Origin of the sequence: Gemmata sp. (assembly GCF_051859125.1) — a bacterium.
Taxonomy (GTDB): domain Bacteria; phylum Planctomycetota; class Planctomycetia; order Gemmatales; family Gemmataceae; genus Gemmata.
Map to the genome: position 1 here is coordinate 1 of NZ_JBHYGG010000112.1, position 19,779 is coordinate 19,779.

Consider the following 19,779-nt stretch of genomic DNA (forward strand, 5'->3'; position numbering starts at 1 on the left):
TAACCGATTAGAGGCTGCCACAACGACTTGCGGTTCACCAGACAGAGCCTAGTCGTAGTCGTCGTCGCGGGGCGCGTACGTCCCGGCCAGGACCTGGGCGATCAGCCCGAGGTGACCGTCCACCTCGAACGCGGTGGGGCCGCCCGGGGCGTTGTCGGGCGGGGCGTGACCCGGGCTGGTCGCCGGCTCGTCCTCTGGGTCCGGCGGCGGCCCACCTTGCCCACCGTCTGCGGCGGGAGGCGGGCCCACCTCGTCACGTTCAGGCTCGTTGTTCGTCACGACGGTGTCCTCGCGGTTGAAATTCGGTCCCCGACCTCCCGCGAGTCGGGTGCCGCCCCTGCTCGCGGGATGGCCCCTCGCGGTGCGGGGGGTCGGGAGTCGCGGGCAAGGGCTCGCCGGTCCAGGTCAAGACCGGCGTGTGTCGGGGCACGTGCGCCCCGGCCCGCAGCCGCCCGCGCACCGCCACCGCACCCGACGGGGTGCGGGGGTTTTGCCCCGAACGCGCCGGCCCCTTTCGGGGCCGGCCGCCGGTCGGGATCTCCACCTGGTACCGGGTCGGTCGTCACTCCCCGGCCGGGGGGCTGTTCGCGGGGACCATCAGCCGCCGCCCGGTCGCCCGGTCGACGTCGCCGCTGTCCCACACCCGGACGGTGCTCCCGGCCGGGAGGAAGGTGGTCGCCGTCCCGCCACCGCCGCCGGTCCGGTTGCCGGCGTCCGCGGTCAGGACCACCCACTCGTCCTGACAGTCCGGCCCGCCGAGCCTCAGCTTCTTGGCCGGGGACGGGGTCCCCCCGAGCTCGACGAGCACGTCCTCACCGCCGCTGGCGACCACCTCCGCGATCATCAGGGCGCTCGTCACGGCGGCGCCGACGCCGCCGGTCGTTCCGGCCAGCGGGGTGGTGAGGGTCGCGTCCGTGTAGCCGCCGCCGAGGCTCGCGATCAGCTGGCGCGCCAGCTGCCGCTGGTGGCGCTCGTCGGACCGCGCGGTCCGGCCCTCGTAGGGCTTGCGCTTCCACACGGTCCAGAGGGCCCACTCCGCGACGTCCCGGGCGCCGGGGCCAGGCTCCTTGGGGGTCGCGGTGAAGACCCAGGGGACCCGGTCGGTGCCCACCTGCACCGCCGTGGGCTTCCACCCCATGAACAGGAGCTGGTTCGACGTCTCCACGGCGATCTCATAGACGCCGCGGGCGTTGTACCCGTCGTTGCCGAAGATCGCCAGTTGGCCGGCGCCGATCTGGATCGCGCCGCGGTGGACCGGCATCAGCACGGCGCCGATCCGATCGGCGAGGTCGTGCTTCTCACTATCAAATGTCATTGGAGTGGTCTCTCGGTGGTAAGGTGCGTGCGTGGGCGCTCGCGCTCCGGAACGACCGGGGCGCGGACGGCTACGCCTGGCTGACCCGTGCCGACCGCGGTGCGGTACGTGCCGACCCGCGGTCCCTTCTCGCAACTCCATCACGGGCGGTGTCCCCGGTCCCGCCCCTCGGTGCGCCTGTGGCGCAAGGTGATCGCCAGCCCGGCCCGCAGGCCCCGGCCGCTCGGCGGCACTCGTCACCGCCTCCGTCGTGTTGTCCCTGCTGCCCCGGCGGAGGCGGCCGGAACTCACCCGCGGCGGTGCGGAGTGGCCGGCGGAGGGCGGACCGCGGGCGGCCCCGTGGCGCCCACAACGGTCGCGTCCGATCGAATCGAGCGGGTGCGAGCACCCAGCGCGGACGTGCCGCGGGGCCCGCCGGGGGCGTGCGTTGACGTGTGACGCGCGCGAACGGGTGCCGTGCGGGAAGGCGCTGGCGGAGGTGTCAACGCTCATGGGCTCCTCGCGGTGTGGACTCGGGTGTCATTCCGGCACCATATTCATCGGCCAATGCCCCGGTGATTTGGGAAATTTGTTCGGAATTTTTAAAGCTTGAGACGGTCGCCCGGGTCGCCAAGCCCCTGAGCTGCTGACGGGACTTATTCGTTCGGCACCGGACCACCGGGGCCACCGTGAACGGTTTTCCCGCCGACGGGGCGGTCTCGTGACCGGCAGGGCCGCACGCCCCAGGGGTCCGTGTCGCGCGGCCGCCCGGTCGGGTGAGCGCCCGGCCCGATCGGCAACGGGCCCGGACTGACTGGGTGTGCGGGGTCGCCGGACGGGACGCGTGCGGCCCTTCCGGCGCCCGAAGCGGTTGGGGGAATCACGTGCGGCAGGTGGTCCCAGACGACGCCGCCCCGGCCGGGCTGGAACCCGCCGGGGCGGTCTGTGGGATGGCTTCACGGCCGATCTAATCATGGCTAGAATTGCACGCTGAATCGGCCCGGGATGCGTGGGCCAGGCCGCGATGACACGGGCGAGATCGGGGTCAGAATCCGTGACTGCACCCGGCACGACACGGGGAGCCGACGGGGCTTCGGATGTGCCTAAATCGCAGACGGTTTCTACATATGTTTGCACAATTTCGCAAAGCGGGGGTCGTGAGTTCAAATCTCACAGGCGGCTCTCCCCTCGATCGCTCCCGATCGCCCTCAGAAGTCTCCAAGTTTTGAGATTGCAAGGCGTTCGGACGAGTGGCCCCGCCGTTCGCCGACGCCTCGTGATCCTCACGAATCCTCAACTGTCCCCGCCCGTCGCCGGATTCTACTGCGCCCGGCACTGCGCCCGAACTGCGCCCGTTGGGCGGTCCGGGCGGCTCGGAGCCGTCGGTTCCGGTCCGCGCGAGGACCGCGGACTCCTTCCCCGGTGGCTCCCTCGTGGGGAGTTTGTTGACGACCGCGCCCAGGTCGAACAGCCGGGTGCGGGCGTACCGGGCCGCGGTCAGTTTCGGGTCGGAGTGCCGCGCCAGGGTCATCGCCTGCTTCAGGTCGGCCCCGGTGCGGAGCACGTCCGAGATGTAGCAGTTCCGCAGCGCGTGGACGTCGCGGACCAGGCCGAGGCGGCGGAGTGGGCGCGGCGGTTCGGGGTGGCGGACCGGGTCGCGTTCGTCCGCGGCGACGCCGCCGACGCCTGTGGCCGGCTGACCGGGGCGTTCGACGTGGCGTTCATCGACACGCTGCACGACGCGGCGAGCGTGGAACGCGACGTTGCGGCGGCGCTGCGGGTGCTGCGGCCCGGGGGGGTGCTGGCGTTCCACGACTACCCGGACCCGGCGTGGCCGGACGTGCGGCGGGTGGTCGACGCCCACGCCCGGGGGCTCGGGTGGCGGCGGGTCGCGCAGGCCGGGTTCGTGGGGGTGTTCCAAACCCGGAGGCCGGCACCCGCGCGGGACGCGGACCCCCCAGCACTTCGGTGAGGGCCGGTCCGCCGAGCCCCGGTGAGACGGGCTGCACCTGTCGGGGAGCACCCCCCGGCGACCCGCCGCCTGGAATTGGCCGGCACCGACGGGAACCTGGTCGAACCTGACACCGCACAGCCGGTGCCGGCCGCCCGGGGCCCAGGAGCACCGGAGCGCCGCGGGGTCGCGCTCGCCGCGGAACTACCGGTCGAGCACCCGCTCGAACACGCACCCGGCAGGGGGCACGCTCGCGCACAGGGTCGCGGACGACCGCAGCATGATGTCGTCGAGCGGACCGAACCCCGCGCGCGCCGGCGCCCCGCCCGGCACCGCCGCGGCGGCCCCGGCGCACGCCACCAGACGGGGGCCGAGGACCGGGTGGGCGGGGTACGCCCCGGCCTCCGCCCGGCTCGTGATCGCGTACGGCTTGGCCACCGGGCCGGACTTGAGTTTGGTGATCTGCGGGAAGACGAACCACACCCAGGGCGACTGCTTCGCCCCGCCGCGGGTCTCGGCGAGCGCCCGGTCATCGATTCATTCCTGCAGCGCGGCGAAGCGGTTCAGGTCGTGCGGGGCCCTCGCACCGAATTGGTCGGCCACGGCTTCCTCGGCCGGCGTGGGGCGGAGGAGTGCGGGGGGTGGGTGTCGCACCCACGGCTCCGGGGGATTAGCCCGGCGAGTTGACTGTCTACTCCACCCCCGCACGGGCATTGTACCGGCCGGGGCGTACCGGCGGGGGAAAACCCGCCGCTGACCCCTGCCACTGTCACCGCACGTCCGCTCCGCTCGCGCCCTGTCGGGGTGCGCCGCGGCCGCCTGCGCGGCACCGGCGGCGCGACGCCCTCACTTCCGGTCGACCGCCCGGTAGTACGTCAGGTCGACGACCGCCTCGCCGGCCTTCAGCGTGACCGGCCCCGGGTCGCCGTGCTCCTCGGCGAGCCGCTGGCGGAGCACCTGGGCCAGGATCCGGCGGGTCGGGACGGTGCGGGCGTCCCGCCTGTCAGCCCACGCGGTGATGTCGTCGGCGCCCCACCCCGGGCCGACGGTCCACCCCTCGCCGGCGAGGTACGCCCGCCACGCCTCGGCGTCGGAACTCGTGGCGATGTGCGAGATGACCAGGCGGATGGCGTCGTACGGCTGCTTCACGTCGGTGCCCTCACCGGGTCGCCGGCGGCGCGCCGGTCCGGCACCGCCGCGGCCGCCCCGCCCGGGACTGAGGATGATACCGGCGGCACGCGCGCCCGCCCACGACCGCTCCCGACCCGGGCGACTTGAACCGCGCCCCGACAAGCCCTCCGAACTGGCGGCGCCGAATCGTCGACCGCGACGAGCAGCCGGGGCCGGGACGCGAGACGCGCCCTCGCGGGCCGCGCTCAGGGCGCCGCTGCGGCCGGCGGCGAGGCGACCGCCCCGCCGAGCGGCCGCGAGGCGTCGAGGAACAGGCCGAGCAGAGCCGCGGCGGCGTAGCACAGGGCGCACAGGGCGAACGCCCCCTCCCACCCCCCGGCCCGGCTGGCCGCCCCGAGCAGCAGCGGGGAGGCGGCCGCCCCGAGGTTCGCCAGCATGTTCCCGAACCCGACCGCCGCCCCGGCGTTCGAGCCGGCGACGTCCTGGGCGTAGGCCCACACCGAGGGGAGCGCCATGTCGACGCACAGGGACGTGACCGCCAGTGCCGCCACGACGACCCGGAGCCCGGGGGACGTACTCGCCGCCGCGCACGCGAGGGCGCACACCGCCGCCGCCGCCGAGAGCGGCGCGCTCCGCCCCCACCGCGGCCCCAGGCGCCTGCGGACGGCGTCGGTCAGGAAGCCGCCGACGAGCATCCCCGCGCACCCGGCGAGCAGGACCCCCGTCTGGATGGTGGCCCGGGGGCCGATCTCGACGCCCGCGTCCCGGAGGTACGACGGGAGCAGCGTCACCAGGAGGACCCACGAGACGTTGACGCAGAACTGGAGCGCCCCGAAGTGCCACATTCCCCGGTTGCCGCCGACCAGCCGCAGCACCTGCCGGAACGAGACCGGCGGGACCGGCGCGGGCGGCGGGCCGGGCCCCGGGCCCGCCGGCGGCCGGTCGCGGACGACCGCCCAGAACAGCAGCGCGACCCCGAGGCCGCACGCGCCGTACAGCACGAACACCCCGCGCCAGTTCACCCCGGACTCGCCGGCCGCCGCCCCCGCCACGCCCGCCCCGACCAGCGCCCTCCCGAGCGCCGTCGTCAGCGCGGGGGCGAACGCGCCGCCGACGCGGCCGCCGAAGATCACGATCGCGTTGAACCGCCCCCGCTCCCCGGGCCGCGCCCACCGCTCCACGAGCACCGCTGCCGCCGGGTACGCGCCGGCCTCACTCAACCCGAGGAGGAGCCGGAAGGAGAGCAGCGAGCCGAACGACCACGCCAGCCCCGTCAGGGCGGTCACCGCCGACCACGCCACGATGGACGCGGTCAGCACGAGCCGGGGGCCGAACCGGTCGGCGAGCGCCCCGACGGGGATCTGGAACAGCGCGTAGGTGAGGAAGAACGCCGAGAGGACCACCTCCTTCTCGCGCGGGGCGAGGCCGAGGTCGGCCCGGATCGGGTCGGCGAGGATCGAGATGCACACCCGGTCGACGTAGAGCAGCAGGGCCGCCGCCGCGGTCACGCCGACGATGAGGTAGCGGTTCGGCATGGGGGGCGGTTGGCTCCGACGCGGGGCAGCGGGGCGGGCGACGCGGTCAGCGGGGCGAGTTGGTGTGCACACGCGGGACCAGGCCCGGGATGTCGCGGTCCGCCGGGTAGTACGGCCGCGCCAGGTTCCGGTACGCCACCTTGCGCATGACGGCCGGCGTCGGCCCCGGCGTGTCGAGGACGAACGCGGCCCGGGACACGCCGGCGTAGGCCAGTCGGTAGTTCATCGGGTTCTTCACCACGACGAACTTGGCGTCCCGCGCGTGGAGGCCGACCGACTGGAACTGCTCGTCGGCCCAGTCGTAGGTCGCGTGCGTCGTCACCAGGACGTGGACGCCCCCGACGCTGAGGACGGCCGACGGGCCCATGTCGCCGTCCTGGCCCGACCAGATGCCGCCGGTGTAGCGAAACGTGCCGCCGCTCAGGCGCGCGACGCGACCCGTGACGGTCAACGGCTGGCCCCAGCGCGGGTCGAGGCGGAAGCCGAGCGTCAGCGTGACCTCTTGCCCCACGCCGGCGCGGTGGCACCGTGCGGCGGCCTCGGGATCGACGACCGGGACCAGCGTCGGCACGCCGACCTTGGCGTCGAGCAGCGCCCGGAGCGCGTGGACGCTGTCCCCGGCGGCCCCGCCGCCGCAGCAGTCGGCGGTCTCGACGAGCAGTACCGGGCCGCCGTCAACGGCCAGCCCGCGTGCGATTGCTTCGGCCGGCGAGTGGATCGGCGGGTCGAGGTCGAAGCGACGCTCCCAGTACCGGCGCGCGATTTCGGTTGCGAGCGCGACGGCCGTGTCGGGGTCGCCGTCGGTGACGACGAGGCCGCCGCCGCCCATGTCCGGAAGGTCGAGGTAGGGGTGAACGAGGAAGGCACTGGTCGAGACGACGCCGCCCTCCCCCTCCAGCGACTTCGCGAAGCGCATCACATCCGCGAACGGCCCCGGCCCCTCGGTGTGGCCGTGAACGCCACTGACGAGGACCGGCACCTTCGCCAGCGCCATCGCCGGACGGATCTTACCTTCGACCGTGTCAAGCAGGAGCCGGGCGCCGCGCCGGCCGGTCGTGAGCGCGTCGCGGTGCGGGTACGTCTCCCAGGCGACGAGTGCGTCGGCGCTGCGGACCATGCTCTCGGTGACGTGGGCGTGCAGGTCGAGCGTGGCCACAACCGGCACGCCCGGCCCGACGCGCGCCCGCACCGATTGCAGCAGGTCGCCTTCGAGGTCGCCGAGCCCTTCGACGGCCGCCGAGCCGTGCAGCGCGAGCAGAACCCCGCCGACCGGCACCGCCGCGGTGAGGCGGTCGAGCAACTCGGACTTCAGCACGCGGTAACAGTCGGCCGTCACCGGGCCGCCGGGGCAGGCGCTGGCGACCAGCAGCGGCGCGACGCCGTACCGCCGCTCGCGGAGCACTTCTAACATGCCCGCGACCGCGCCACTCGGGTTCTCGAAAATCTGCGGGCCGCGCGTCAGCTCCTGGCGGGCGAAGCACTCCAGGTCCGTCGGGGTGCCCCCGAGGTGGTTGCACTCGGTGAAGATCGAGCCGACGGCGACGGGGGGTGCGGCGGTCATATTGTCCCTTCCGCCAGGCACGGCGCGTCTTGTTGGCGCGCCGCCTTGGGCCCGGGCTTGCGCTCCGGAACCGGCGGATCGACGAAGACCATGTCGGAGTAGTTCCCCGCCGGGATCGCGAACGGGTCGGCGAGCCGGTAGCGGTCGATCGTCTTTTCGTTGAGCGTGATGCCCAGGCCCGGGCGGTCGCCCAGTTGCAGCATCCCGTCGCGGATCGCGAGCGGCTCGGTCAGCAGGTCCTCGATGAACGGGTTGCCGGTCTGATCGACCTCGACGGTCAGCCCGTTCGGCACCGCGGCGAGCACGTGGGCGTTGGCGACGACGGCGACGGCGTCGCTCCAGGTGTGCGGCGCGAACGCCAGGCCGGCGTCGGCGGCCGCCATCGCCGAGAGCCACGCCTCGGTGATGCCCCCGCAGCGGCTCGCGTCGGCCTGGAGGATGTCCACGGACCTGGTGCGGATGAGTTCGCGGAAGCCGGGCACTCCGAACTCGTTCTCCCCCGCCGCGAGGCGGACCCCGGCGGTGCCGCGGAGCGCCGCGTACGAGTCGAGGTCCTCGGGTTCGAACGGCTCCTCGAACCAGAAGGCGCGGTTCTCCCGCAGCACCGCCGCCACGCCGCGGGCCTGGGCGACGCTGTACCGCATCGACCCGTCGGCCATGAAGTCGTTGTCCGGCCCGATGGCGCGGCGCACGGTTTGGATCGCGGCGGCGTCGTAGTCCTCGCCGCGGCCGAGCCGCATCTTCATCCGCCGGAACCCTCGCGCCAGGTGGCGCTCGGCCTCCTGGGCGAGTTCGGCCACGTCGTCCTTCCAGAGCAGGCTGCTCGCGTAGGCCGGCACGGCCGGCTTCCCGCCGCCGAGCAACTCGCGGACGGGCTTGCCGAGCGCCTGGCCGCGCAGGTCCCAGAACGCGGTGTCCAGCGCGCCGAGCGCGGAGTGCGCCGCCCCCTTGCGGCCGTACCAGCGCGTCAGCAGGTACATCTCCCGCCACAGGGTCTCGACGTCGCGCGGGTCGCGGCCGCGGAGCATCTGCTCGAACTGCCCCTTGATGACGAGTGTGGCGAGCCCCGGGTGCGTGTAGACCGCGCCGGTGCCGACGTGCCCGGTGTCGGTGTGGACGCGGACCAGCGTCGTCAGCCGGGCCGTGCAGATCCCCCCGGCGTAGCGGAACCGCCGCTCGGGCGGGTACTCGAAGCGGAGGTTGATCACCTCGATGTGGTCGATTCGCATGGTCGGTCGCGTCCGGGGAGAAAGATAGCGGCGGGTGGCCAGCGCGTTGCTCAGTCGATCGTGAAGTCGAAGGTGTTGGGGGCGCCGCCGACGACCTCGACCGTGACCTCGCTCTTACGGTTGTACCGCTCGGGGATGCGTTCGCGGGGCACCGGGCGGTTCGTGGGGTCGGCGGGTGCGCCCGCGGCGGGGCCGACGTCCGGCGCCGAGATGCGGACGCGGTACGCGCCCGGCACCAGGCCCTGTTCGCGGGCCACCTGGTAGCGGCCGTCGAGGACGACGGCCCCGGCACGCGTGGGTAACGCCCCGTCGGCGGCGTCGAACTCGATGCTGCCGCGGTCCACGGGCACGCCCTTGAGGGTCACCTGCCCGCTGACGGGCTGCCGGCCCGTCTTGTCGGCGCACCCGGTGCCGGGCGTCGCGAGCGCCAACAGCAGGAGTAGGCGGGTTACGGTGCGCATGTTTCGAGCCCGGGCGTTTTGGATTCGGGGCGGCCGGCGCTCAATAGTCGCCGACGACCTCGCCGCCCTGCGTCGTGCTCAGGGCGCGCCAGGTGGCGATCGTAACGTTGTTGCTCACGAAGCGGACGCCGCCGTCGCCGAGGCCGACCTGGACGCCGCCCGCGTGCCGGCTCCGCGCGGTCATGACGCCCGACGGGTTGGCGGCGCTGATCGTCGCGCACGGCGGGTTGTCCCCGAAGGGGTACACGCACACGTCGGACGCGAGGTAGACGTAGTCGGTGCCGCTGTTCGGCGGGTTGTAGGTCGTGAACCCGGCCGCGTCCCCCCACCACGTGAACCCGCGGGCGTCCATGTGGCCGCTCGGCTGGCCCTGGACGACCTCCGAGGTCAGGAGGGTCGAACTCAGCCCGTCGGCGACGTCCGGGAGGCGGACGCCGGGGCCGTCCACGAACGGCGCCCCCGCGTAGGCGACCCCGTTCAGGTTGGCCGTCGGGGAGTGGGGGGCCGACCCGCTCGTCACGTTGTCCAGGCCCGTGTTGCCGTAGTTCACGACGTAGTTGTGCAGCGTGATGCCCAGGTACACCGCGGCGGCTGGGCGGTCGCTGGGGCACAGGAGTACCGGCACGGTCCGGGTCGTGACCGGCAGGTTCCCGCCGTTGCGGTACTCGAGCGTCCCCCAGCCGGTGTACTGGCCGGCGAGGTTGCCCTGCTCCAGGTAGGGGAGGACGAGCGGCACCCACGTGCCGTAACAGCAGCCGAACAAGCCGCGGGGCAGCGTGCCCCGGGCGTCGTGGTAGGCGTGCATCGCCAGGGTGAGCTGCTTCAGGTTGTTCTGGCACCGCGTGCGCGCGGCCGCCTCGCGCACCTTCTGCACGGCGGGTAGCAGGAGGCCGATCAGGATGGCGATGATGGCGATCACAACCAGTAACTCGATCAGCGTGAACCCGCGATGGGATCGTGTCACGACGGGCCGCCTCTGAAGGGGGTTGGGGTCAGGCCAGGGCCTCGCGGATCACGTCGCCGTACGGCAGCAGCGGGACGGGCCGGTTGAGCCGGTCGGGGACCGTGGCCTCCGAGCCGATCCCGAGCAGGTGGTACGCGGTCGCCAGCACGTCCTTGGCCCGCAGCGGCCGCTCGACGACGGTCCCGGCGATGCCGTCCGTCTTGCCGACGACCCGGCCCCGCGCCACGCCGCCGCCGGCCATCACGTTGCAGTACGCCAGGCCCCAGTGCCCCCGGCCGCCGCCGCGGGCGTTCTCCAGCTTCGGGGTGCGGCCCATCTCGTTGAGCACCAGCACGAGCGTGTCGTCGAGCATGCCCCGCACCTCGAGGTCCTCGATGAGCGTGGCGAAGGCGTTGTCGAAGCCCGGCAGGAGGTCGGTCCTCATCCGGCCGAAGTGGTCGACGTGCGTGTCCCACGCCGAGTTGAGCTGGCCGAACTCGTCCCAGATCACGCTCACGAACCGGCACCCGGCCTCGACGAGCCGGCGGGCCTGCAAGGCGCCCTGGCCGAACAGCGTCATGCCGTAACTCTCGCGGAGCTTGGCCGGTTCGCGGTCCAGGTCGAGGGCGGTGCGGACCCGCGGCGAGTCGACCAGCGAGAACGCCCGCTGCCGGTTGCGGTCGAACGACGCCGAGCCGCCGGCCCCGTCGAGCGACACGCGGGCCGTGTCGAGTTGCTGGAGCAGCGAGCGGCGCCGGTTCAGCCGGTCGAGCGTCACGTCCGCGGTCAGGTCGGCCTCGGGGGCGAGTTCGAACCGGCTCCCCGGCGTGACGCCGAGGTACGGGTCGGCGACCTGCTCGTCCGGCCCGTTGGTGAAGCGGGTCACGGTCCGCGTCGCCGTGCCGCGGAAGTTGGCCCACAGCGGGTCGAACGCCCCGCCGAGGTACGCGGCGTGCGGCCGCGCGTACAGGGCCGCGGGTCTTTGTGTGCTGAGCGTGAACGGGAGGACCAGGTTGTCCGGGATCGCGCCGGGCGGCTTCGCCCCCGTGCGCTGCTGGTTGAAGTAGGCCGCCACCGAGCCGACGAACGGCCAGTGCTCCGGGTGCCGCTGCGTCTCCTCGATCGGGATCGACCCCTTGGGCAGCCCCGTCGTGGCGTACTGCATCCCGTGGAAGTTTTCGGTGTGCGTCAGCGACCGCAGGACGGTGCACCGGTCCATGATCCGGGCGACCCGCGGCAGCCCCTCACTCACCCGGAGGCCGGGCACGCGGGTGGGGATCGACTTCAGCTCGCCGCGCACCTCGGCCGGGGCGTCGGGCTTCGGGTCGAACGTTTCCAACTGGCTCGGGCCGCCGAACGGGTACAGGAGGATGACGTTCTTCGCCCGCCCGGAGCCGCGCTCGGTGGACGCCGACGCCGCCCCTCCCGGCGGCCCGAGCGACAGCGCGCCCAGCCCGCCCGCCGTGAGGAAGTCGCGACGCGTGACCCCGTCGCACGCCCGCCTGGGGGAACCGAGGATCCGGAGCATGGCGGGCGCCTCTGGCACGGTGTCGCAATCTGGTACTACCAGTTTAAAGGCGGCGCGGCGGGGCGGTCAAGCAAAACTTTCGCGCGGCGAGGGGCCGGCCGCCCGCCCGCGCGACGGCGGCCCCGGCGGGGGCTATAATTCCCGGCGGCACGCACGCGGGAGGGGCCGGGGTGAAGCGACGCGATTCGGCGGGGGCGGACGACCAAGTGACGCGCGTCACCCGCGACCTGGAGAGCGCCATCCTGACCGGGCAGTTCCGGCCGGGGGAGCGGCTCCCGTCGGAGCGGGCCCTCTGCGAGCAGAAGGGGGTCAGCCGGCGCGTCGTGCGGGAGGCGTTCGGCCGGCTGGAGGGGCTGGGGATGATCGAGAGCCGGGACCGGTCCCGGTCGTGCGTCACGCGGCCGAGCGGCAAGGACGTGGTGGTCGGCTTCCAGCGGCTCATGAGCAACGGCCTGGTCACCCTGCTCCACCTGAACGAGATCCGCCTGCCGCTGGAGACGGCGATCGCCCGGGCGGCCGCCCGGCACCGCACGGCCGAGCACGTCCGCCGCATGGAGGGCGCCCAGGCCGTGCTGGGGGAGGGCCACGCCGACCTCGAGGCCTGTGCCCGGGCCGACCTGGAGTTCCACGTCGCCCTGGCCGAGGCCAGCGGCAACCCGCTCTACCCGCTGCTGCTGGAGCCGGTCCACAACCTGCTCCTCGAGAACCACCGGCAGACCCTCGGCGCGGACCCCGGGGCGCGGCAGACCCAGGCCGAGCACGAGCGCATCCTCCGGGCGGTCCGGGCCGGCAAGCCGGCCCTGGCGGCGGCCGCGATGAACGAGCACCTGCGGAAGGTGCTGCGGGTCGTCAAGGACCTCCCGCCGGAGGGGCCCGCCCCGCGGGCGGACGGGCGCCACGGTCGCGACGAATTGGACGCGCGGGGGTGATCGGGGCGGCCGGCCGCTCCCCGGGCGCGACCAGTCCGGGTCGACGGTCGGGTCGCTCGTGTCGAACGCCCTCGCGACGCGGGACCGGCGCGGGGGGTGGAGGCGGCCCGTTGGTCGGTCCCTCAGCCGTTGCGCCGGAACTCTTCCAGGTCGCGCAGCAGCGAGGCGAGGAACGCCCGCGCCTGCTCCCAGTCCAGGTCCGCGGCCGCCGGGTGGCCCGTCTTGTCCCGGAACAGCCGGAGCATCCTCTCGGTGAGCTGGTTCCGGCTCTGGTACTCCATCTCCAGGAACCGCCTCAGGAACTCCCGCAGCACGTCCCCGTCCCCCCGCGTGAGGGCCGCCAGTTGGGCGGGCGTGAACGCGTAGTCCGGCGTGGCGTGCGCGGTCAGTTCGTCGATCGGCTCGGGGGCGGACGGGTCGGCCCGCTCCCGGACCACGATGGTGCCCGCGGCCACGTCGCCGAGCCGCTGCCGCTTCTCCGTCAGGAGGACCAGGACCGCGCCGAGCAGGTAGCCGACCGGGAGGAAGTCGGCGGCGGCCAGCAGGTTCCGGACGCAGACGGCCTGGAAGTCGACCGGGGCGCCGTTGGCCCGGACGACGCGGATGCCGGCGGCCCGCTTGCCCGGCGTCTGCCCGTTGCCGCGCAGCTCGAAGACGACGCCGTAGGCCAGCCACACCGCGTACACGAGGGCCACCACCGCGGCAAGCACGGCCCCGGCCAGGTCCTTGAACACCGACTCCAGCCCCAGCAGCCCGAGGGCCACGAACCCGACGAGGGCCAGGCCCGCCGTGACGAGCACCTTCCACAGCGAGTCGACCAGTTGCGCCAGGAACCGCGACCCCAGCCCGGCCAGTTCCATGTCGAGGCCGACCTGCTCCGGCGTCTCGATCCGCGTTTCGTCGGTCCACTTCATCCCGGTCCCCCCGCGGCGTGATAGAATTTCCCGACCCCGGCCCCCTGCCCCCGACCCCGGAGCCGACCATCGACCGCGACCGCCGCAGCCGCTGGGACGAACTCGCCGCGCTGCTCGACGCCGCCGACCGGCGCGGGCTCCGCGCCCTCAGCGTGGACCAGGTGAAGCGCCTGTGCAAGCTCTACCGGCAGGTGACGATCGACCTGTCGCAGGCCCGCGCCGGGGGCGGGGACGCGACCACGGTGCACCACCTGAACGCGCTGGCGGTGCGGGCGCACGGCCGCGTCTACTCGGGCCGCCGCCCGGCCCTTCGGGCGCCGCTCCGGTTCGCGGCCTCCGGGTTCGCCCGGGTGCTGCGCCGCAACCTGACCGCGGTGGCCGCCGCGGCGCTCGTGTTCGTGCTCGCGACCGCGGCCTCGGGGCTGGCGGTGGTGCGGGACCCCGAGCTGGCGTACTCGCTGTTCGACGAGGACGCCGTCGAGTACGAGAACCTGCGGCTGGAGAAGCAGCAGGGGGAGTACCGGGGGAACTTCACGTTCGACGTCTCGGCCAGCCCCCTCGTGGCCGCCCAGATCATCGGCAACAACGTCAAGGTCGCGGTGCTCGGGTTCGCCCTCGGGGCCGCCGGGTGCGTGCTCGGGCTGCTGCTCCTGGTCTACAACGGGCGGATGCTCGGGACGCTCTCCGGCCTCGTCTGGAACGGCGGCTACTTCGTCGACTTCTACTCGCTGGTCCTCGCCCACGGGGTGCTGGAACTGTCCGCGATCTGCATCGCGACGGCGGGCGGGCTGCGGCTCGGGTGGGCGCTGCTCGCCCCGGGCCGGCTCGCCCGGGGCGACGCCTACCGGGCCGCCGCCGGCGACGCGTTCGGGCTGCTCGCCGGGGCGGTGCTGCTGCTCGTCGCGGCGGGGCTCATCGAGGCGTTCGTGACCCCCCACTTCGGCGCGGCGACCCGCTGGTCGGTGGCCGCGGGCAGCGGCGCCCTGCTCGCCCTGTACGCCGCCCTCGCCGGCCGGGGCGGGGCCGCGCCCGCTCAGAGCAGCCCGCCGAACATGACCCCCAGGTAGCCGTTGATCACCGGCGGGGTGATCGCGCCCGGCTCCGCGTCGACGACGACCCCCCCGGCGCGGCGGATCCGCTCCAGCACCTCGCGCCGGTCCCGCAGCAGGTCCACCGCCGCGGCCTTGCGGAACGCGGCGAGTTCGGTCGCCGGGACCGCCCGCGCGGCCGCCTCCAGGAAGGCGTCCTTGAGGGCCGCGAAGAGGACCACGTGCCGGCGGGCCGCGAGCCCCACGTGGGCCACCATCGCCGCCCCCGTCGTCGCGTCCACGAAGTCGGTCAGCACCACCAGGAGCGAGCGCTTCGGGTACCGGGACGCGAGGAACCTCAGGCACCGGCCGTGGTCCGACTCGGTGAGGTCGGCCCGGAGGTCGAACAGGGCGTCGGCGATGAGCTTGCCCTGGGCGGCGGTCCCCCGCGGGACCAGCCACGAGTGGACCCGCCCGGAGAAGGTGCAGAGCCCGACCCGGTCGCCGCGGGCGAGGGCCACGTGCGCCAGCAGCAGGGCCGCGTCCACCGCGTGGTCGAGCTTCGACGCCCCGCCCTCGACCGCGGTCATCAGCCGCCCGCAGTCGACCAGGAGCAGGACGGTCTGGTTCCGCTCGGCCTCGCGGTTCCGCACGATCAGGAGCCCCCGCCGGGCGGTGGCCATCCAGTCGAGCTGGCGGACGTCGTCGCCGGGGGCGTACTCCCGGAGCGACTCGAAGTCGGTCGAGCCGCCCCGGGCCCGCACGCGGCGGACGCCCATCGCGGCCAGCCGGTCGGACCGCGCCAGCAGGTGGTACCGCTCGAGCGCGGCGAGGCTCGGGTACACGCGGAGCTCGCCCCCGGCGGGGACCTCCCGCCCGCGCTCCCACAGGCCCAGCACCGAGTGGTAGCGGAGGGAGATCGGCCCCCACTCGAACCGCCCCCGCGCCGCCGGCACGGCGGCGTACTCCCAGACGGCCTCGCCCCGCGCCGCGACCGGCCCGCCGTGCTCGGCGTCGCCGCCGCTCAGCCCCTCCGGCGCGCCGTCGCGCACGCGGACCCGGAGCCGGACCCGGGACGCGTTCCGCACCCGGAGCGCGACCCGGTGCTCCTCCCGCGCGGCCACCCGCCCCGGCACCTCCCGCGAGGCCCCGAGGGCGGACGGCCGCGGGGTGACGACCAGGTCCGCGGCGGCGGCGAGCGCGAGCGCGAGGTTCGCGCAGAGCAGCACGGGCCAGGCGCCGGGGAGCACCAGCACCGCCAGCGAGCCGGCGGCGAGGGCCCCGGCCGCCGCCACCAGCCGCCGGGAAGGGACCGCGGTCATCGGGGGATCTCCACCCGGGCGAGGATCTCGTCGAGCACGTCGTCCGGCGTGAACCCGTCCACCTCGGCCCCGGGCTTCAGGATCAGCCGGTGCCGCAGGACGGGCTTGGCGACCGCCTTGATGTCGTCGGGCAGGACGTGCGGCCGGCCGTGCAGGGCGGCCCGGGTCTTGGCGGCGGCCAGCGCCATCAGCCCCGAGCGGGGGCTCGCGCCGCACTCCACCTTGAGGTTCTGCCGCGTCGCCCGCACGACCCGCGCGATGTACCCGAGCAGCTCGTCGCGGATGGTGCGGCCGCGGATCTCCCGCTGCGCGTCGAGCAGCTCCGCCTCCCCGCCGACCCGCTCGAGCCCGAACCGCTCCAGGTCCTCGACCCGCGCCCCCTGCTGGTGGACCCGGAGGATCTCGACCTCCTCGGCCTCGGCGGGGTACGCGGCCAGCACCTTCATCATGAACCGGTCGAGCTGGGCCTCGGGCAGCGGGTACGTCCCCTCCTGCTCGATCGGGTTCTGGGTGGCGAACACCGTGAACACCGCGGGGAGCGGGTGCGTGACGCCGTCGGCCGTGACCTGCCGCTCCTGCATGGCCTCCAGCAGCGCGGCCTGGGTCTTCGGCGGGGCCCGGTTGATCTCGTCGGTGAGGAGGAACTGCGAGAACACCGGCCCGCGGCGGAACCGGAACGACTGGTCGCGGGGGTCGAACACGCTCGTCCCGGTGACGTCGGCGGGCATGAGGTCCGGGGTGAACTGGATCCGCTTGAACTCGCAGGCGAACAGCCGGGCGACGACCCGCACCAGGAGCGTCTTCGCGGTGCCGGGCGCGCCCTCGATCAGGACGTGGCCGCCCGCGAACAGCGAGACGAGGACCTGCTCGACGAGCTCGTCGTGCCCGACGATCACCTTGGCGATCTCCCGCCGGGCGGCCGCGTACAGGCTAGCGAGGCCGGGGGCGGGACTGGAAGCATTCATCCGCGGTGGTCTCCAACTGGTTCATGGCGTCGAGGAGGGCCGGGGCCCCGCGCCCCTGCGGCGGGGCCCCGGCCGTGAGCAGGCGTAGCAGGGCGGCGGCGTCGGCCCCGCGCCGCCGCGCCGCCTCGTCGGCCACGAGGGCGGGCGGGGTCCCGGCCGAGAGCCCGAGGTCCGCCTCCAGGCGGCGGAGCAGGTCGTCGCGGACGGTGCGGAACGCCTCGGCCCGGTCCCCCTTGCGGGCCAGGAGCTCCGCCATCGCGTCGAGGAACTCTTCCTTCGACCGCCGGGGCGGCAGCGGCGCGGGGCGGACCGGCCCGAAGCGGCTCCCGAAGTGCCACAGGGCCAGCGCGGCCACCAGGGCGAGTTCGACCGTCACCGCCGTCATGGGCGGGCGGAAGAGGAGCTCGACCACGTCCGGCCGGTCCCGGAGGCCGTGGGTGAACTCGTCGAACGCCAGCCGCCCCCCGGGGCGCTCGCGGAGCATGGCGGACGCCAGCCGGCAGGCGAGCAGTCCGTTGTCGGTGCCCGCGCGGAGGTTCGCGTTGGTCAGCAGGTCCGGCCGGTGGAGCAGCCAGATTTCCCCCCGCTCGCGCGAGTAGACGGTGACGAGGGGGCCGCCGTCGACGGCCCCCCAGGTGCGGCCGCCCGGCGGCCCGGCGACCGTCGTGCCGTCGGTCTGCACCGAGAGCGCCTCGCCGCCCGGCAGGCTCGCGCCCGTCCCGGCGGCCGGCTCCCAGTCCCCGGAGACCGCGACGGCCAGTCCAACGCGGCGGGCGTCCCCCGCGTCCGTTACCGCCAGCAGCAGGACCCCGCCGCGCTTCACCCAGGCGTCGAGCTCGGCCGCGGCCTTGTCGTCCAGCCGGGTCGGGTGCAGCACCCAGCGGACGTCGCCGCCGGCCGCCCGCCGCGACCGCTCGACCGGGTAGTCGAGTTCGTCGAGCAGGAGGTACGCGGCCCGGAACCCGCGGTCGGAGGCGTCGTAGCTCGTGCCCCGGTCGACCGTCTCGGGGCCGCGGCCGAACAGCAGCCCGAACAGCCCCAGGAGGAGCGTGGCGGCGGCCGGGACCGCCCACCAGAGCCGCGAGCCCGGTGCGGTGGCGGCGTCGTCGGTGGGGGGGCCGGAGCTGTCCAACATGCGCACCTGCGGGCGACGGCGTCAGGGGGCGGCGTGCCGCTCGTAGACCGCGAGGCAGGCCTCGTACTCCTGGGGGCGGCAGGCCCGCCGCCCGTACCAGCAGTCGTCGAGCGTACCCACGATGATCGCGAGGTCGCCCGGCGACGGCAAGCGGTCGCCCAGCAGTTCGAGGTACTCGTGGTTGGTGTACGCCTTGTTTAAACTGACCCGCCCGGACTCGTCGAGGCGGTAGATCAGCGAGAGGAACAGGTGGCGGACCGCCTCGGCGTACTCGCCCGCCCCGGCGAGCCGCCCGGCCTCGCGGCGGTGGTCGGCCGCGAGCCCCCGCCGCCGCGTCTCGGCCTCCGCCCGCCGCGCCTCGGCCCCCGGCCCGAGGGCGCGGGCGACCTGCCACACGATCAGCCCCACCAGGAGCACCAGCGCGGCGACGCAGCCCAGCAGGAGGACCCAGAACAGGGCGGGGGCCGCCGCGTGCAGCCCGCCGAGCCACGCGAAGAAGTCGCGGAGCGCCTCGAGCAGCGCGCCGCCCCCGCCGGTCCCGCGGGGCCGGAACTCGGGGCGCTCGAACACCCCCGCGAGCGTCCGCCGGACGCCGTCCGGCGTCGGGGCCGGGGGCGCGGCCGCCCCGGCCGCCCCGGGGCCGGTCCCGGCCGCAACGAGAGCGGCCCCCCAGGGCCGGAGTCGCGTCACCACCGGTCCTCCGCGTCGCGGGGCTCGGGCGGCTCGTCCCCGCCGGCCGCCAGCTCGAGGTCGAACCCTTCCTTCCGGATGCGGACGTCGAGGTAGAGCAGGGTGGTGCAGACGGCCGCGTACGTGGAGAACAGGATCGTGACGAGCCCGCTCACGAGGGTGTCGACGACGTAGTTGGGCACGTTCACCTCGGCGCGGGGGCCGTCGGCCGCGGCGACCACCGTCACCGGCGGCAGGACCGCATGGAGCCCCTGGTCGACCCCCGCCTCGACCAGCTTGCCGCCGATCCCCACCAGCAGGATCACCCCGAACACCCGGCCCCGGTGGCCCTCGATGAGCTTCTGGCACCGGCTCAGCGCCGCCCCGCCGCTCAGCTTCTCCAGCACGACCACCTGGGCGACGAAGATGTACGAGACGTACAGGTAGACGCCCGGGATGATGCAGCAGACGAACCCGACCATGACGAGGAGGCCGACCAGGATCGACGTCCCGAGGAGGGCGCCGAAACGGGTGAATGCGAACGAGATCGCGTCGCCGATCGACGCACTTTTCCCCCGGTACTCCTGCATGATGATGTGCAGGATCGCGGCGGTCCCGATCGGCTGGAGGACGACCAGGCACAGGACCGCCGCCAGCCCGAACGCCATAAAGCCGGCGGCCGCCTCGGGGCGCGCGACGTCGACGAAGAACGGTATGGCGAGGGACAGGGCGATGACGGGGGCCAGGACCACGAGGTTGATGACGTAGAAGACCGGCAGGCGGGCGAAGAGGAGCTTCAGGCCGCGGTCCAGTACGTCACCGACCGACATCTTTCCGAGCGGAAACTTCATGTGCGGCTCGTTGCGGGGAGCGTCGTGCGTGCGGTTCGAAACGCGGGGACATTATTGAACGACTGGCGCACAGGTTCAAGCGGATTCGGGAACCTGTCGCCGGGAGCGACTCGCCGCCCTGCTCGCCGTCTGCCGAGTCGGATTCCATGCTCGTGTTCCAAGGGGGAAAGTGTTCCATAGGGGGAAAGCGTGTTCAGGACCCACTCCAGACCTGCCCGCACCCCACCGCGACCTCCCACCGACCCAGTTGCTCCGAACCCCGGCAATCGGCCCGGCGGTGGGCTGGCCGGCGTGTACGCGGGACCCGGCCGGCGGCCCCGGGCTCGTCTTCTG

The 19,779-nt window shown here is 74.2% G+C and carries 19 protein-coding genes and 1 tRNA gene; 3 read left to right on the forward strand and 17 right to left on the reverse strand.

Going from position 1 to position 19,779, the window contains the following annotated elements; genetic code table 11:
- Window positions 1–48: 48 nt before the first annotated feature.
- Together ACTIGN_RS11585 and ACTIGN_RS11590 are read right to left on the reverse strand one after the other, a co-directional pair.
- Window positions 49–249 carry a hypothetical protein gene (locus ACTIGN_RS11585; RefSeq protein WP_439623942.1) on the reverse strand — a complete coding sequence of 67 codons (201 nt, stop codon included), beginning with the start codon at window positions 247–249 and terminating at the stop codon, window positions 49–51.
- 313 nt (window positions 250–562) lie between these two features.
- Window positions 563–1,315 (reverse strand): hypothetical protein, encoded by a 753-nt coding sequence (locus ACTIGN_RS11590; protein ID WP_439623944.1) that lies wholly within the window; start codon window positions 1,313–1,315, stop codon window positions 563–565.
- Between the two features lie 1,570 nt (window positions 1,316–2,885).
- On the opposite strand from ACTIGN_RS11590, the gene ACTIGN_RS11595 reads away from it, so the two are divergent.
- Window positions 2,886–3,266, forward strand: coding sequence for a class I SAM-dependent methyltransferase (locus ACTIGN_RS11595; protein WP_439623946.1), 381 nt, complete (start codon window positions 2,886–2,888; stop codon window positions 3,264–3,266).
- Between the two features lie 183 nt (window positions 3,267–3,449).
- On the opposite strand, the gene ACTIGN_RS11600 is transcribed toward ACTIGN_RS11595, so the two are convergent.
- The 9 genes from ACTIGN_RS11600 to ACTIGN_RS11640 form a co-directional block, all read right to left on the reverse strand.
- The gene (locus ACTIGN_RS11600; protein ID WP_439624221.1) at window positions 3,450–3,782 is read right to left on the reverse strand and encodes a DUF1810 family protein; all 333 of its coding nucleotides are present in this window, start codon (window positions 3,780–3,782) and stop codon (window positions 3,450–3,452) included.
- Window positions 3,783–3,878: 96 nt separating this feature from the next.
- Window positions 3,879–3,951, reverse strand: a tRNA-Ile gene (locus tag ACTIGN_RS11605).
- A gap of 140 nt (window positions 3,952–4,091) precedes the next feature.
- The gene (locus ACTIGN_RS11610) at window positions 4,092–4,394 is read right to left on the reverse strand and encodes a hypothetical protein (RefSeq protein ID WP_439623948.1); all 303 of its coding nucleotides are present in this window, start codon (window positions 4,392–4,394) and stop codon (window positions 4,092–4,094) included.
- A gap of 227 nt (window positions 4,395–4,621) precedes the next feature.
- Window positions 4,622–5,911, reverse strand: a complete 1,290-nt coding sequence (locus ACTIGN_RS11615) for an MFS transporter (RefSeq protein WP_439623950.1) — start codon at window positions 5,909–5,911, stop codon at window positions 4,622–4,624.
- Between the two features lie 46 nt (window positions 5,912–5,957).
- Window positions 5,958–7,472 carry a M81 family metallopeptidase gene (locus ACTIGN_RS11620; RefSeq protein ID WP_439623952.1) on the reverse strand — a complete coding sequence of 505 codons (1,515 nt, stop codon included), beginning with the start codon at window positions 7,470–7,472 and terminating at the stop codon, window positions 5,958–5,960.
- Window positions 7,469–8,701 (reverse strand): mandelate racemase/muconate lactonizing enzyme family protein, encoded by a 1,233-nt coding sequence (locus ACTIGN_RS11625; RefSeq protein ID WP_439623954.1) that lies wholly within the window; start codon window positions 8,699–8,701, stop codon window positions 7,469–7,471. The genes ACTIGN_RS11620 and ACTIGN_RS11625 overlap by 4 nt, the downstream gene beginning before the upstream one ends.
- 50 nt (window positions 8,702–8,751) lie before the next feature.
- Entirely contained in the window at window positions 8,752–9,162 is a 411-nt protein-coding gene (locus tag ACTIGN_RS11630) for a hypothetical protein (RefSeq protein ID WP_439623956.1), read from the reverse strand.
- A 40-nt stretch (window positions 9,163–9,202) separates the two neighbouring features.
- On the reverse strand, window positions 9,203–10,126 hold the full coding sequence (locus tag ACTIGN_RS11635; RefSeq protein ID WP_439623958.1) for a DUF1559 domain-containing protein: 924 nt from the start codon (window positions 10,124–10,126) through the stop codon (window positions 9,203–9,205).
- 28 nt (window positions 10,127–10,154) lie between these two features.
- Window positions 10,155–11,633 carry a DUF1501 domain-containing protein gene (locus ACTIGN_RS11640; protein ID WP_439623960.1) on the reverse strand — a complete coding sequence of 493 codons (1,479 nt, stop codon included), beginning with the start codon at window positions 11,631–11,633 and terminating at the stop codon, window positions 10,155–10,157.
- A gap of 206 nt (window positions 11,634–11,839) precedes the next feature.
- On the opposite strand from ACTIGN_RS11640, the gene ACTIGN_RS11645 reads away from it, so the two are divergent.
- Window positions 11,840–12,562, forward strand: a complete 723-nt coding sequence (locus tag ACTIGN_RS11645; protein WP_439623962.1) for a FadR/GntR family transcriptional regulator — start codon at window positions 11,840–11,842, stop codon at window positions 12,560–12,562.
- A 122-nt stretch (window positions 12,563–12,684) separates the two neighbouring features.
- Here the strand turns inward: ACTIGN_RS11645 and ACTIGN_RS11650 are convergent, their stop codons facing one another.
- Window positions 12,685–13,476, reverse strand: a complete 792-nt coding sequence (locus ACTIGN_RS11650; RefSeq protein WP_439623964.1) for an RDD family protein — start codon at window positions 13,474–13,476, stop codon at window positions 12,685–12,687.
- Between the two features lie 17 nt (window positions 13,477–13,493).
- On the opposite strand from ACTIGN_RS11650, the gene ACTIGN_RS11655 reads away from it, so the two are divergent.
- On the forward strand, window positions 13,494–14,543 hold the full coding sequence (locus ACTIGN_RS11655) for a stage II sporulation protein M (protein ID WP_439623966.1): 1,050 nt from the start codon (window positions 13,494–13,496) through the stop codon (window positions 14,541–14,543).
- Here the strand turns inward: ACTIGN_RS11655 and ACTIGN_RS11660 are convergent.
- Genes ACTIGN_RS11660 through ACTIGN_RS11680 form a run of 5 tightly spaced genes read right to left on the reverse strand, consistent with a single transcriptional unit; the run spans window position 14,510 to window position 19,446 of the window.
- On the reverse strand, window positions 14,510–15,826 hold the full coding sequence (locus ACTIGN_RS11660; RefSeq protein WP_439623968.1) for a DUF58 domain-containing protein: 1,317 nt from the start codon (window positions 15,824–15,826) through the stop codon (window positions 14,510–14,512). The genes ACTIGN_RS11655 and ACTIGN_RS11660 overlap by 34 nt on opposite strands.
- Entirely contained in the window at window positions 15,823–16,791 is a 969-nt protein-coding gene (locus tag ACTIGN_RS11665) for an AAA family ATPase (RefSeq protein ID WP_439623970.1), read from the reverse strand. Before ACTIGN_RS11665 ends, ACTIGN_RS11660 begins: the two co-directional genes overlap by 4 nt.
- Complete coding sequence (locus tag ACTIGN_RS11670) at window positions 16,757–17,926, reverse strand: DUF4350 domain-containing protein (protein ID WP_439623972.1); 1,170 nt, start codon at window positions 17,924–17,926, stop codon at window positions 16,757–16,759. Before ACTIGN_RS11670 ends, ACTIGN_RS11665 begins: the two co-directional genes overlap by 35 nt.
- 21 nt (window positions 17,927–17,947) lie before the next feature.
- Entirely contained in the window at window positions 17,948–18,616 is a 669-nt protein-coding gene (locus tag ACTIGN_RS11675) for a DUF4129 domain-containing protein (protein ID WP_439623974.1), read from the reverse strand.
- Entirely contained in the window at window positions 18,613–19,446 is an 834-nt protein-coding gene (locus ACTIGN_RS11680) for a hypothetical protein (protein ID WP_439623976.1), read from the reverse strand. The genes ACTIGN_RS11675 and ACTIGN_RS11680 overlap by 4 nt, the downstream gene beginning before the upstream one ends.
- Between the last annotated feature and the right edge of the window lie 333 nt (window positions 19,447–19,779).